At 36.0% G+C, this 15,675-nt stretch carries 7 protein-coding genes; 1 reads left to right on the top strand and 6 read right to left on the bottom strand.

Annotated features, from left to right (window positions below; translation table 11 throughout):
• Positions 1-401: 401 nt before the first annotated feature.
• From polA to QUH73_RS11230, 3 genes are all read right to left on the bottom strand, one after another.
• Positions 402-3,176 carry a DNA polymerase I gene (gene polA, locus QUH73_RS11240; RefSeq protein ID WP_289530535.1) on the bottom strand — a complete coding sequence of 925 codons (2,775 nt, stop codon included), beginning with the start codon at positions 3,174-3,176 and terminating at the stop codon, positions 402-404.
• Between the two features lie 167 nt (positions 3,177-3,343).
• Complete coding sequence (locus tag QUH73_RS11235) at positions 3,344-3,790, bottom strand: 6-pyruvoyl trahydropterin synthase family protein (protein WP_289530534.1); 447 nt, start codon at positions 3,788-3,790, stop codon at positions 3,344-3,346.
• 49 nt (positions 3,791-3,839) lie between these two features.
• Positions 3,840-4,139: an ArsR/SmtB family transcription factor gene (locus QUH73_RS11230; RefSeq protein ID WP_289530533.1), complete on the bottom strand. Its 300-nt coding sequence runs from the start codon at positions 4,137-4,139 to the stop codon at positions 3,840-3,842.
• A 203-nt stretch (positions 4,140-4,342) separates the two neighbouring features.
• Here QUH73_RS11230 and QUH73_RS11225 point away from each other — a divergent pair, with 203 nt between their 5' ends.
• Complete coding sequence (locus tag QUH73_RS11225) at positions 4,343-5,329, top strand: polyprenyl synthetase family protein (protein WP_289530532.1); 987 nt, start codon at positions 4,343-4,345, stop codon at positions 5,327-5,329.
• On the opposite strand, the gene QUH73_RS11220 is transcribed toward QUH73_RS11225, so the two are convergent.
• The 3 genes from QUH73_RS11220 to QUH73_RS11210 all read right to left on the bottom strand — a co-directional run bounded on the left by QUH73_RS11220 (position 5,326) and on the right by QUH73_RS11210 (position 15,636).
• Positions 5,326-7,242 carry a PAS domain-containing protein gene (locus QUH73_RS11220; protein ID WP_289530531.1) on the bottom strand — a complete coding sequence of 639 codons (1,917 nt, stop codon included), beginning with the start codon at positions 7,240-7,242 and terminating at the stop codon, positions 5,326-5,328. The genes QUH73_RS11225 and QUH73_RS11220 overlap by 4 nt on opposite strands.
• A 99-nt stretch (positions 7,243-7,341) precedes the next feature.
• Positions 7,342-8,241 carry a deoxyribose-phosphate aldolase gene (gene deoC, locus QUH73_RS11215; protein ID WP_289530530.1) on the bottom strand — a complete coding sequence of 300 codons (900 nt, stop codon included), beginning with the start codon at positions 8,239-8,241 and terminating at the stop codon, positions 7,342-7,344.
• 234 nt (positions 8,242-8,475) lie between these two features.
• Positions 8,476-15,636, bottom strand: a complete 7,161-nt coding sequence (locus QUH73_RS11210) for a cadherin domain-containing protein (RefSeq protein ID WP_289530529.1) — start codon at positions 15,634-15,636, stop codon at positions 8,476-8,478.
• Positions 15,637-15,675: the final 39 nt, after the last annotated feature.

The following is a 15,675-nucleotide window of genomic DNA, read 5'->3' as shown; positions in this document are numbered from 1 at the left end:
ATTTCGCTTCTTTCCAACCGATTGCATTATTACCAATAAAATCCACATAAACCAACAAAAATGCGTGTTTCACAGAAAAAACATCAAAAATAAGGGAGGTCGTTATTATTTGTTAATGGCTTCACGAAATGATAAAACGTTCATTATTATTTGTTAACGGCTTCACGAAAGGTTTAGGCAAGCCATTATTATTTGTTAATGGCTCCACAAAATAATAAAACGTCCATCATTATTTGTTAACGGCTCCACAAAAGGCTTAGGCAAGTGCCTATAATTTATTAACGGCATTGTTACATGAAAAATCACATTATAGCAAACCCAATAATAGCAGGAAATTTTGTTGCAAAAAAAAGCTCATCCCTTCGCATGAAAGAATGAGCTTTTCCACGTTCTTATATTATCTAATGCGCTTCCAGCCAGTTCTCTCCCACTCCCATATCCACGGTAAGTGGAACGGAAAGCTGAATGGCATTTTCCATTTCTTCTTTCAAAATAAGCTTCATTTGATCCAATTCAGATAACAAACAATCGAAGTTCAATTCATCATGCACCTGAATAATCAATTTAGATTGCATTCCTTCCCGTTTCATTCTTTTGGTAATGTTGATCATCGCAATTTTGATGACATCTGCTGCAGATCCCTGAATAGGTGCATTAATCGCATTTCGTTCTGCAACGCCACGTACTATTGCATTACTGGAATTAATATCTTTTAAATATCTTCGGCGAGACAGTAAGGTAACTACAAACTCATTTTCACGGGCTTTCTCCACACATTGATCCATAAACAACTTAACTCCCGGATAAGATTCAAAATAGCCTGTAATCAACTCTTTTCCTTCTGTTCGGCTAATACTTAACCGCTCAGCAAGTCCCCAAGCTGAAATTCCATAAATAATACCAAAATTTGCAGTTTTAGCTCTGCTTCGCATGTCCTTGCTCACCTCATCGATTGGCAACTTGTAAATCTTTGCTGCTGTAGCTGTGTGAAAATCTTCAGAATTAATAAAAGCATCTATCATGTTCTGATCCTGACTCATGTGAGCCATTAATCGTAATTCTACCTGCGAATAATCGGCCGAAAGAAAAGTGTGATTTGCAGATGAAGGAACAAATGCTTTTCGGATGTATCTGCCCTGCTCGGTACGAATTGGAATATTCTGCAGGTTAGGGTTGGTTGAACTTAACCTTCCTGTTGCAGCTTCGGCTTGATTAAAAGAGGTATGTATTTTCCCGGATTTTTCGTTAATGTAAGTTGGAAGCGCCTCAACATAGGTGGAAATCAACTTTTTAAGCGATCTAAAGTCCAATATTTTTTGAATAATTTCGTGCTTATCCTTCAATTTGGAAAGAACATCTTCGGAAGTTGAATATTGACCCGATTTGGTTCTTTTAGCTTTGCTGTCGAGCTCCATTTTATCAAATAAGACATCACCCAACTGCTTTGGTGAAGCCACATTAAAATCGACTTCAGCCATCTCTTTAATATCTTTTTCGATACCATCAACCTCTTCATTCAGCACAAGAGCATACTCTTTTAGAGTTCGTACATCTATACTTACTCCTGTGAACTCCATATCGGCTAAAATACTTACCAAAGGCATTTCAATATCGTAGAACAAATCAAGTAGATCGTTTTCTTTCATACGACTCTCCAACTCTTCTTTCAACTCCAAGTTTAGAATGCATTCTTCGCAGAAAAAATCATATTCGACAACTTCAGGTTCCAACATCAAACTCAATTGAGCTTTTTTTCCTTTCGACTTATCCTCCTTGGCAATTACCTGATAATTTAAAATAGACTGAGCGACAAATGCAAAATCGTGTTTTAATTCGGGTTGAATTAAATAATGAGAAATCATGGTGTCGAAAATTGGCCCTTTCACATCAACTCCATGCCAACGCAAAATCAAAATATCACGTTTGATATCGTGACCAATTTTTAAAATATTTTCATCTTCAAAAATAAATTTAAACTCTTGAGCCACTTTTTTTGCCTCTTCGAAATTTTGAGGAAAAGGAACAAAAAAGCCTTTGTCTTTTCGATACGAAAAAGTCAATCCAAGAAGATTTGATGTATTTGGATCGGAACCGGACAAAATTGTTCTAAACGAGAACTCTTTCTGAACACACAATTCAGCTTTCAAATCGGCTCTTACATTCTGGTTATCAAGCACAAAAAAATCACAAGACAATTCTTTTACATCTCTTAGAATCACTTTTTTATCTTCTGCTGTATCCTTGCCCGTAAATTTTTCACTCTCAGTGGCAAAAAGATCCCCTTGATTTTTAAAAACCCGTTCGGCCAAAGTGAAAAACTCCAATTCCTTAAAAATGGCTCTCAACTTAGCTTCATCATAATCTATCAGTTTAAAATTGTCTTCATCAAAATCTATTGGAGCATCGAGTGCAATTTTTGCCAGCACTTTTGAAAATCGAACTTGTTCTTCCGACTCAATAATTCTTTCTTTTTGTTTTCCTTTTAGCTTATCGGTATTCTGATACAAACCATCGATGTCTTTATAAAGCTCTATTAATTTTTGAGCCGTTTTCGGACCAATTCCAGGACAACCCGGAATATTATCTGCAGTATCTCCCATCAAACCTAAATAATCAACAATTTGATCGGGATGCTCTACGCCAAACTTTTCTTTAATTTCAGGAACACCCCAAACCTCAACCTCTTTCCCATTGCTTTTAGGCTTAAACATGAAAATATTCTCACTCACCAATTGTGCATAATCCTTATCCGGTGTCATCATATAAACCGTATAACCTTGTTTTTCAGCTTTTTTAGCCAAGGTTCCAATCACATCATCAGCCTCGTAACCTTCTACGTCAAATTCAGGAATATTAAAACCCTGTATAATAGATTTGATATAGGGAATCGATTTCCTTAAGTCTTCGGGCATCGGGGGACGCTGTGCTTTGTAATCCTTAAACATATCATGACGAAAAGTTGGTCCTATCGGATCGAAAACTACAGCAATGTGCGATGGCTTTTCTTTTTCAAGCACTTCCAATAATGTATTGGTAAATCCGAGCATGGCCGAAGAATTAATTCCGGTTGAAGTAAATCTTGGATTTTTAATAAATGCGTAATATGATCGGTATATCAAGGCAAAAGCATCTAATAAAAATAGTTTTTTGCCTGAGTTGGTACTTGCTGAGTTCATAAGATTCTAAATATAAATTGTATTGAAACAAAAGTACAAGATAATCGCTCTTGCGCAATTATCAATCCACAAATATTAACCAATTAGATTAAATGGAAACAACAAAAATTTGTCAAAAAAAAACCTGGAATTACTTCCAGGTTCGCTTCTATATTTTTTTAGTTCTATCAATTATCCTCAGCATACCACTCTGCAAACGAAGTAGCTGTTTCGTGTAATTTTAAAGAATGAAGTTTCACCTCCTGAGGCAAACGTTTCGTGATTTTACCTGCAAAATCAACAATCATGTTTTCACAAGTTGGCTGATAATCTGTAATAAAAAAACGATCAAATATCTGTTCAATATTCAATTGCTCCAGATCGGGTGTTGCCTTACTCAAAACTACCGAATGATCTAAGCGGTCAACAATTTCTTCTGATACAATCTTTTTTAAATCTCCAAAATCCATTACCATTCCCAATTTTGTACTATCTGCATCGGTTATTGGTTCGCCAATTACTGTAACAAATAAAATATAGGAATGACCATGAATATTCTTACAAAGGCCATCATAGTTCCATAAGGCATGAGCCATTTCAAAATGAAACTCTTTGGTTAATCTTACTTTCGCCATTTATTTATATCGTATAAAAAAACCAGTACTAAACTGGTTCTTCAATTTCTTATCCATGAGTACAATTGCTGATACAATCAACAATATTACTTAGACTACAGTGCTTAAGGTAATAATATGTATTCTTTCCTTCTCTGCTTGAAGAAAGAACTCCTTTATCTTTTAATATGCCCAAATGATGAGAAGTAGTTGACTGCTCAATTTTTAATAATTCATGAATCTCAGTCACTGTGAGCTTTTTTCCATCCTCCAGATATCCTAAAATTGCAATTCTCATTGGATGAGCAATTGCCTTAAGCATGTTCGCCGCTTGCTCCAGCTTTGCAGGTTCTAATTCTTTAATTTTCATACACAACTATTATTCACGTAAAGTATCAAATGCAAATATATGAATATATTCTCTAATAGGCTATATTATACATATTGAAATAGTTAAATTTCTTGTTTTGTATATAATTTAGTTAAAGTCTTAATAAATACTAGAGTTTTAAATCCGATTATTTGAATTAGGAACGGTTTTATGAGAAAGATAAATTATTAACTTTGGTTGCTATGAATTCGAGAAAAGCCAATATCAACGATATAAAAGCTCCCGTTAAGAACGAAATGGAGAAATTTGAATCCTTTTTTAAGGATTCAATGAAAACAAAAATTCGTTTGCTTGATATTATTAACAGATACATTATCAAACGAAAAGGCAAAGAAATCAGACCCATCCTTGTTTTTCTAAGTGCAAAACTTACCGGTGAAATTAACGATTCCACCTATACTGCCGCTGCACTTACTCAACTACTGCACACAGCCACATTAATACACGATGATGTTGTTGATGAAGCTTACGAAAGAAGAGGATTTTTCTCGATTAATGCTTTGTGGAAAACCAAAGCGGCCGTACTGGTTGGAGATTTTCTTCTGTCGAAAGGCCTTTTAATTGCTCTCGACAACAATGAATTTGGACAGCTGAAAGTTCTTTCGGAAGCTGTCAGAGAAATGAGCGAGGGGGAATTGCTTCAGTTGGAGAAATCAAGAAAATTAAACATTACAGAAGAGGTCTATTTTGATATTATCTATAAAAAAACGGCAAGTTTAATCGCTTCATGTACTCAATTGGGAGCAATTTCGGCCAAAGCAAATGATGCAGATCAGCAAAGGCTTAAAAAATTCGGAGAATACCTTGGAATTGCTTTTCAAATGAAAGATGATTTATTTGATTACGAAAAACAAGGAAGTATTGGAAAACCAACGGGTAATGATATTAAAGAAAAAAAGTTAACTCTTCCCTTGATCTATGTTTTAGGAGGAATTTCGGAAAAAGAACGTCGCTGGGCTCTGAAGATAATTCGCAAACACAATAAAAACTCTGAAAAAGTGAACGAACTAATCTCTTTCGTTAAAGAAAAGGGAGGCCTTGATTACACTCGTGACAAAATGATCGAATTCAGACAAAAATCCTTGGATATTTTAAATGAGTTTCCTTCATCGGAAGCGAGAGAAGCCTTAATCAACTTAGTAGATTACACAATTAACAGAAATGTTTAGGCTTGCTGGTTTATTGGCAATTGAACGGTAAAAACGCTTCCTTTTCCGGGTGTACTTTCAAGCGATATTGAACCATTATTCAGAGTAACAAACTCATGGCAAAGTATTAAACCTAAACCCGTTCCAGATTCTTCACAGGTTCCTACTCTAGTATAATTTGTATCAATGCGAAACAATCTTTTCTGATTCTCTTCACTAATTCCCAATCCGTCGTCTTCAATGGAAATTGTTGATTTAGAATCATTTTGTGCAATTCTTATTTGAATATTGCCGCCAGGTCTGGTAAATTTTATGGCATTCGAGTATAAATTTCGAATAACCGTATCAAGCATGTACTCATCGGCGAAAGCCATAGTTTGTTCTCCCTTAATTACCCTTACAAATATATTTTTCCGATCGGCTTTGGTTTGATGGAGTTGAATATTTGACTCTATCAATTTTGATAAATCAATTTGTTTGGGGGCGTGTTTTATTTTTCCCATCTGGGATCTGGCCCACTCGAGGAGATTATTCAATAAATTATACTCCAGATTAGCTGCAGAATGAATAATTGACGAAGCTTCAAATATTTGATCCTTTGACATTTCCCTGCAATTTTGATGCAGGTTTTTAGCTATTGGCAGTAAGGCATTAAATGGATTTTTTAAATCATGTGCGATAATTGAGAAAAATTTATCTTTCGCATTAATAGCTTCATTTAAAGCCTCTTCACCTCTTTTCCTCGCAGTTATATCACGAGCAATTGCCATTAATGTTTTGCACTCCCCTGTCCTATTAAATTCAGGTATTAATTGCCATTCAAAATGAAGAACCTTACCTTCAATAACAATACTAAAATCAACACAATGCTGCTTCTTTGTTTTAAATGCGATATCTATTTCCCGTTCCCAAAACTCACACTTATCTTTTGGAAATCCTATTTCCTGATGCGTTTTACCAATAAATTCCTCTGGTTTAATTTTTAATATTTGTAAAGAAGCCGAATTCACAAATATATGTTTGTGATTTATATCAAACCGCATGATCAAGTCGGAGGCATTCTCCACTAAAGTTCGGAAACGCTCCTCACTCTCCTGCAACTTATTTTCCGCAATTTTTCTTTTTTCGATATTTCTGATGGCTACAAAATAGATATTTGTATTCGAAAAACGGATGAGATTTGCACTCACTTCAACTGCAATTCTTTTGCCTGATTTACTGATCAAGCAAGTCTCAAATAACGCAAAACCACTTGCCTCCATCTCTTTAATACGAAGATCTAAATCCATCGAGCAACTGGCATCATCAATATTAGTGATATTTAATTGACTCAGTTCCTCTTCAGTATACTCCAATAAGTCATTTAAACGCGAGCTAAATTCAATTAAATTTCCTTTTCCATCATGAACTAGAAAAGCATCACCTGCGGATTCAAAGATGTTTTTGTAGAATTCTTCTCTCTGCCCTATTCGATCTACCAGATGATAGTAACTTGAAATGTCTTTGCTTTGAATAATAATTCTTTCAACATTTCTTTTTTTATTTAAAATCGGTGAAAGATATTTTTCTTCAAATCGAATCTTATTATTTTCCAAATTCGACTTTAGAAAACTATTTGGCTCTCGACTTTCCAGAATCTGCGGAACAACACATTCTTCACAAGGTTTATCTAACCCATAAAAAATATTATAACATTTCGTACCAATTAATTCAGATCGTTTTAAATCTGTTCCTTTTAAGAGTTTTTCATTCACCTCAATTAAAGTGAAATTTGTATCAATTACCGAAACTGCATCTTTACCATTGATTAAAGATTTAGAATGATCGTATTCCTCTGTAATGTATTCCTGAGGAATTAGCTCACGCAATCGTTCAATTTCATTTTCCAGCTCTTGAACTCTAATTTTCAAAGGATCATAGGATTCATTGTACATGTACAAATAAACATTTAAATGGTGATGTTAAATAAATTTATTGCAAATAAATAAAAAAAGTCGGAAATAATCCGACTTATAAGTTAATAAATAAGCATTTTAAAAATACTTTATTTCTTTTAGATCACCGGTTTCCAGTTTATGAATCTCTGTTAATAATGCGTTTGCCAAACTGGATGCTCCTATTCTTGACCATTTGTTATTCAACCATTCCTCTCCTAAATTATTCTTTGAAACCGCATAAAATTCAATGGCATCCTTAGCTGTAGATATTCCTCCTGCAGGTTTAAAACCAATCATCTTTCCTGTCCTGTTAAAATACTCTTTAATTGCCTGAGTCATGACATAAGCAGCTTCTAACGTTGCGTTAACAGGAACCTTCCCTGTAGACGTTTTAATGAAATCAGCTCCTGCTTCCATTGCTATAATAGATGCAGTACGAATATTTTCTGCCGTTTTAAGTTCTCCTGTTTCCAGAATAACTTTTAAATGTGCTTTACCGCAAGCCTCTTTCTGAATTGCAATTTCATCAAACACTGTTTGATAATGTCCTTCTAAAAAGGCTCCAATCGATATCACGATATCGATATCATCAGCTCCCTTTTCAACAGCCATTTTACATTCTAATGCTTTAACTTCTATAAATGATTGAGAAGATGGGAAAACACCTGCTACAGAAGCAATTCTAACGCCCTCAGCTTTTAAGTTTTCATTCAATGTTGACACCTGATACGGATATACGCAGATAGCTGCCACATTTGGCATGTCAAAATCATTCTGGAAGTTATTTACATTGTCAGCAAAACGTTTAGCCTTTGCGTGCGTGTCTGTAGAGTTCAGTGTTGTTAAATCTATAAAAGAAAAATTCTTCTTCAGATTTTCAATTGTATACAAAGTTTCATAGTCTCTGTCCAAAATTGATTTGACATTTGCTTTTACTTCTGCATCGCTAATCTTAAGATCGTATGATTTTAAGATTTCTAAAATGTCTTTCTCCATAATGTATGTAAATAATTAGTAACCAGTTGCGAATCTTTATTCGCTGATTTTTCCATCAATAATCTAAACTTCTAAAAGTCAGAATATTGTCTTTAAGGTTACGAAATTAAGATATTTTTCACTCATCCCCTATTTCTACTATGTTAATTTATTAGAACTTAGCCAGCCTAAAACAAAAAAACCAAAGTCATCATTGAGATGACTTTGGCTAACTACTTAAAAAAATGTACTTCTTTATTGCTTAACAATCTTGTAGCTTTTTCGGTATCCTTCCGATTCAATAACCAAAAAATAAGCGCCACTTCGTAATTGCTGAACTGATTTAATAATTCTAACTTCTCCACCAATATTTTTATACTCTTCCCTAAATATCAAGCTTCCTGTCATGCTGAACAATGAAATTGTAGTCTCATCATTTCTAAAATCAGATAGATCGATATGCAATTCATGAATAACAGGATTTGGATAGATATGAACGCTTAGTTTTCCTGTAATATCATCAATTCCTGTAACTGTTTCAACTGTAATTTCAAATTCTTGTTTTACCGAAAATTCATCATCTGAAGCTTCTAGTATTACATTAAAATTACCGATTTCAGTCGGTATTCCACTTAATGTAAAAGATCCATTTCCATGATCCTCCACACTTAACCAATCTGGTTTTTCAATAACTGATATACTACATCCATCCTCATCAACATCCTCATACTCCATATTATAAACATACATATCTCCCACTGTTGCTTGAACAACTGGCTCTGATAAAAATTCCGGAGTCTCGTTTTGATTCTCAATATGAATAGTAAACCTGTCGTCATAACTTAATCCACCTCGATCAGTAACTGTTACTTTTAATGAATAGCTAATATAATCTTCATAATTAAATATCTCTTTCGAAATAATCCTATCTCCATCCAGTTCGAAATACTCGTTCTCTGCCAAATTAAATGTGAATGTCTCATCAACATCAGCGTCGCTAGCTGTTAATATTCCCACTTCAGTTCCAATAGCAGAATTCTCGGCAATTGTAGTATTTGACAATTGGATAGCTGTTGGAGCATTTTCGTTACGATCATTGATATTAATTATTACTATTTCAACAGAACTGGTATGTATTCCATCGCTTACAGTAATTGTTAACGAGTAACTTGTTGTTGTCTCGTAATCCAAATTCGTATTATCTGTCACTGTAATCTCTCCTGTGGTTGAATTAACAGAAAATATGCCGTCTGCATTTCCGCCAGTAATTGTCCATGAGCTATATGTTGTTAATGATGCATCACCATCGGTTGCAAGTACTGTTCCTACTGAAGTTGTATTTGAAGCATCTTCATTTACGCTAAAACTCTGTGAAGCTGTAATAACAGGAATGACATCATTTATATCTGTGATATTAATGGTAATAATCTCTGCTGCGGAAGTATTGATTCCATCAGAAACAGTTACGGTGTATGAGTATGATGTTGTTGTTTCATAATCTATACCTGAGTTATCCGTTACGGTAATTGCACCAGTTGAAGCATTAATTTCAAAGATGGATGCGCCGGTTCCTCCTGTTTCTGTCCAGGATGAAAAAGATGTTCCTGCATCTCCATCAGTAGCCAGAACTGTTCCTACTATTCCTGAGTTTGCAATATCCTCTGCGATACTAAAACTCTGAGTAGATGTTACAACTGGAGTGTTATCATTTATATCTATGATATTAATGGTAATCGTCTCTGCTGCTGAATTATTGAGTCCATCAGAAACTGTTACGGTGTATGTGTATGATGTTGTTGTTTCATAATCTATACCTGAATTATCGGTTACGGTAATTGCACCGGTTGATGCATTGATCTCAAAAATAGATGCGCCGGTTCCTCCTGTTTCTGTCCAGGCTGAGAAAGATGTTCCTGCATCTCCATCAGTAGCCAGAACTGTTCCTACTGCTCCTGAGTTTGCGATATTTTCAGTAATATCAAAACTCTGAGAGGCCGTTACAATTGGATCGTTGTCGTTTATTGCGTTCACATCAACCGTTACAGCTTCTGTTGCTGAAGTGTTTATACCGTCTGAAACTGTGATGCTCAAACTGTAACTTGTGATTGATTCGTAATCCAATTCATTCGCATCATTAACTGTAATTTCACCCGTCGATGAGTTGATGGCAAATACGCTGTTTGTATTGCCTGCTGTGATTGTCCAACTGCTAAATGTTGTTGCGGTTACATCAGCATCGGTTGCCAAAACTGTTCCTACTGATGTTGCGTTTGAAGCATCTTCATCAATATTAAATGTTTGTGAAGCTGTCACTATCGGTACTGCATCATTAACATCTGTGATATTAATGGTAATCGTCTCTGCTGCTGAAGTATTGGTTCCATCAGAAACAGTTACGGTGTATGTGTAACTTGCTGTTGACTCTCGGTCTATTGTACTATTGTCAGTTACTGTAATTGCACCGCTTGATGCATTGATTTCAAAAATGGATGCGCCGGTTCCTCCTGTTTCTGTCCAATCTGAGAAAGATGTTCCTACATCTCCATCAGTAGCCAGAACTGTTCCTACTGCTCCTGAGTTTGCAATATTTTCAGCAATACTAAAACTCTGAGAGGCTGTAGTTACAGGAGCTATATCATTTATATCTGTGATATTAATCGTTATCGTCTCTGCTGCTGAAGTGTTGGTTCCGTCAGAAACTGTTATACTTAAGTTGTAACTTGTAGTTGTTTCATAATCTAAAGCTGTATTGTCTGTTACTATTATCTCTCCAGTTGAGGAATTTATAGCAAAAACTCCTGCACCATTTCCTGCTGTAATTGTCCAGTTGCTAAAAATTGTTGCAGTTACATCTCCATCGGTAGCCACAACTGTTCCTACTGAAGTTGTATTTGCAACATTTTCATCTACACTAAAACTCTGAGAGGCTGTAATAACAGGAGTAACATCATTGATATCGGTAATTGTAACTGTAATTGTTTGATCATCTGTTGCTCCACCATCTCCGGTAACTCTAACAATAACTTCATATGAATTGTTGCCACCTGCATCTTGTGCCGATTCGTAATCCGGTGCAGACACTAAAGTTAAAACTCCTGAAGTTGGGTGAATATTAAATTTGGCTTGATCAGCCCCTCCAACTAATGAGTACGCCGGAATATCAACACCCTCATTTACTGATATTACCGTAGCTATTGAAGTGTTGTTTTCTGGAATTGAAATGCCGGCTGTTGCTCCACCGCCATTTGAAGTAATAGTTATCCCTGTTACGTCATCAACCGAAACAGTGATCGTCTGAGTACTGGAATTTAATCCATCTGAAACAGATACTTGAACTATATAATCATTATCAGCATTTATATCTAATGGGGTTTCATAATCTGGAGCGGAGGTGAAAGCTAACGCTCCTGTTGATGAATTAACAGTAAATAGAGCTTGATCTGCTCCTCCAATTTTACTAAATGTAAACGTTGTTCCTGCATCACCATCTGTTGCAGTTAACGTAATAACATCTGTAGTATTCTCATCAATATTTATTGTAGATGCAGATGTAAATACTGGAGTTTCATCATTAATAGCTTCTAAATCTACAACTACAGTTTCTGCAGTAGAAGTGTTAATTCCATCTGAAACTGTGATGCTCAAGCTGTAACTTGTGATTGATTCGTAATCCAGTTCATTCGCATCATTAACTGTAATTTCACCCGTCGATGAATTGATGTCAAATACGCTGTTTGTGTTACCATCTGTAATTGTCCAGCTGCTAAAAGTTGTTGCTGTTACATCTCCATCGGTGGCTAGTACTGTTCCAACCGAAGTTGTATTTGAAGCATCTTCATCAATATTGAATGTTTGTGAAGCTGTCACTATCGGAACTACATCATTAACATCTGTGATATTAATGGTAATCGTCTCTGCTGCTGAAGTATTGGTTCCATCGGAAACTGTTACAGTGTATGTGTATGATGTTGTTGTTTCATAATCTATACCTGAGTTATCGGTTACGGTAATTGCACCGGTTGATGCATTGATTTCAAAAATGGATGCGCCGGTTCCTCCTGTTTCTGTCCAATCTGAGAAAGATGTTCCTGCATCTCCATCAGTAGCCAGAACTGTTCCTACCGCTCCTGAGTTTACAATATTTTCAGCAATACTAAAACTCTGAGAGGCTGTAATAACTGGAGTATTATCATCATCTGTTAAAGTACAGGTAACCTGCTGTGTACCCGATTCAGTGCCATTTGTTACAGACGAAATATCAATAATTACAGTTTCATTATCTTCATCCAAATCATCATTCACTCCGGTTATTGTAGCAGTACCTGTAGTATTTCCGGTAGTTATAGATATGGATGTAGAAGACAAGGAATAATCCGTCCCTGATGTAGTCCCTGATTTTAATAAATTTACACTTACAGTCTTATTAAATGTATTTGAAAGAGTGGCTTTAACAGAAGTACTTCCTGCATTCTCAGAAATTGAAGAAGAAGGATCCAAGCTTAATGTAACTGTTGGCTCTGGAGTAACTGTTAAAGTTGCTGTATATGTCGAAGCACTATAATCGGTTCCATCGTTTACATCAAAAGTAAAACTTGAAAAAGTGCCATTTGTATTCAAATATTGCAAGTTTCCGTTATCTAAATTAGCCTTGCTTACATAAGCTCCATCTGCGAGTTCCTCTCCTGCATCATAATCATCTCCATTGTCAGCATCGAGATATAAAATACCATTAGAAGGTGTCGAATTAACAGTGATCTTAACCATATCATCCCCATCTACATCCGTATAGCCAAAATTTCCGGCAGCAAATGCATAAGGTGTATTTTGATAAATGGATAGAGCCGTAAAATTGGACGCTGTTGGCTTATCGTTAACTGCAGAAATATCAACATTCACTGTTCCTAAAGAAACATCTGTTCCACCACCACTTCCGGTATGACCTCCATCATTAGCTGTTAGTGTTAAAGTTGCAGCATCGTTACCATTTACATTTGATGCTCCGGTATACTTAATATTCGATGCCGTATTTAAATAAGTATCAATATTAGCTACCGCTCCTGTTAGGCTTAATGTTCCTGTACCTGAACCGCCAATGGTGACTGAACCACCTGAACTGGCAGTAAGAGTTCCTGCTGATGCAGTAATAGTTAATACAATACTATTTGCTCCTGCATCAATATCACTTAAAGTGGCAGCAGAAAGATCAACATTGCTAGCAATATCTTCCGAAACAGTAATATCAGTTGGCAAACCTGAAATGCTTGGATCATCGTTAGCAGCTGTAATATCAACATTAACTGTTCCTAAAGACACATCTGTTCCACCACCTGTTCCGGTATAACCTCCATCATTAGCTGTTAGTGTTAAAGTTGCAGCATCGTTACCATTTACATTCGAAGCACTTGTATACTTAATATTCGATGCCGTATTTAAATAAGTATCAATATTAGCTACCGCTCCTGTTAGGCTTAATGTTCCTGTACCTGAACCGCCAATGGTGACTGAACCACCTGAACTGGCAGTAAGAGTTCCTGCTGACGCAGTAAGAGTTAATACAATACTGTTAGATCCTGCATCAACATCACTTAAAGTAGCAGCAGAAAGATCAACATTACTTGCAATATCTTCCGAAGCTGCAATATCCGTAGGTAAATTCGAAATACTCGGATCATCGTTAACTGCAGAAATATCAACATTCACTGTTCCCAAAGAAACATCTGTTCCTCCACCTGTTCCGGTATAACCTCCATCATTAGCTGTTAGTGTTAAAGTTGCAGCATCGTTACCATTTACATTTGATGCTCCGGTATACTTAATATTCGATGCCGTATTTAAATAAGTATCAATATTAGCTACCGCTCCTGTTAGGCTTAATGTTCCTGTACCTGAACCGCTAATGGTGACTGAACCACCTGAACTGGCAGTAAGAGTTCCTGCTGACGCAGTAAGAGTTAATACAATACTGTTTGATCCTGCATCAACATCACTTAAAGTAGCAACAGAAAGATCAACATTGCTAGCAATATCTTCCGAAACAGTAATATCAGTTGGCAAACCTGAAATGCTTGGATCATCGTTAGCAGCTGTAATATCAACATTAACTGTTCCTAAAGACACATCTGTTCCATCACCTGTTCCGGTATAACCTCCATCATTAGCTGTTAGAGTTAAAGTAGCGGCATCGTTACCATTTACATTTGATGCTCCGGTATACTTAATATTCGATGCCGTATTTAAATAAGTATCAATATTAGCTACCGCTCCTGTTAGGCTTAATGTTCCTGTACCTGAACCTCCAATGGTGACTGAACCACCTGAACTGGCAGTAAGAGTTCCTGCTGACACAGTAAGAGTTAATACAATACTGTTAGATCCTGCATCAACATCACTTAAAGTAGCAGCAGAAAGATCGACATTGCTAGCAATATCCTCCGAAACTGTTATATCAGTTGGTAAACCTGAAATACTTGGATCATCGTTAATAGCTGTGATATTAAAAGTAACTGATGCAGCACTTGATGCCACAGTCCCATCATGAGTTGTAAATGAAATAGTACCTGCATTCGTTCCACTTAGGTTAGGTGTGGGAGTAAAAGTTGCAGCATCTAAAGCAGTATTAATTGCTGCCAATGTACCCTCTGCTGTAAAACTTGCATTTCCATTTCCGCTGCCACCAAATGTAATGCCAGTAGTACCTATAGTAAGCGTTCCTCCGGTTATTGTAAAAGTAACTGTTTGATTATCTCCATCGGTATCTGCTACTTGAATATCATCTGACAATGCAACATTTGTATCATCTTCGCTTACAGTTGGTGCACTTGGTGCTGTAGCCGTTGGTGCAGCATTGGAAGAGCCTGCTACAATATCGGCCTCAAAATAAAAATCTAGACTAGGTTGCGCAATACCCTCATAATAGGCCTGCCCATTATAAGAACCAGCTTGATAATATATCAACATAACATTATTATCTGTTCCTTTAAAATAAAATGTATACACATTTCCGTTAATTACAGCAATATTAGCTGAAGAAACATCAATAATAGAAAAATCAGAAATACTGCTTGCTACATGTAAAACAACACTATTGATTGTACCTAAAACATCTCCTCCTAATCCTTCCCCATCGTATATAGTTAGAGTCTTTCCTGTATAAGCGCCACCTCCTAATACTCTAATTTCCGATAGTACCCCTGACGCACAAGCAGTAAAACTCTGTCCAACTGCTGCTAAACCAGACGTATAAGTATTTGTGAAAGTTGAGATTTCAGTACACAACTGAGCGTTAGCCTTATTACCTGAAACAAACAACAAGCTGGCAAGCAAAAAAAACATCATAATCAACTTGCTTAAACCTTTTCTAAACTCTGAAAAATGCATCAATTGTTGATGGAAAGTAAAAATGTAGATTTTTTTCATAATGCCACTTATTTAATATGTTACAGCAATTCAAATTTG

The sequence above is a fragment of the Labilibaculum sp. K2S genome (assembly GCF_030372765.1).
Lineage (GTDB): Bacteria > Bacteroidota > Bacteroidia > Bacteroidales > Marinifilaceae > Labilibaculum.
This window is presented reverse-complemented; position numbering and strand designations above follow the sequence as displayed.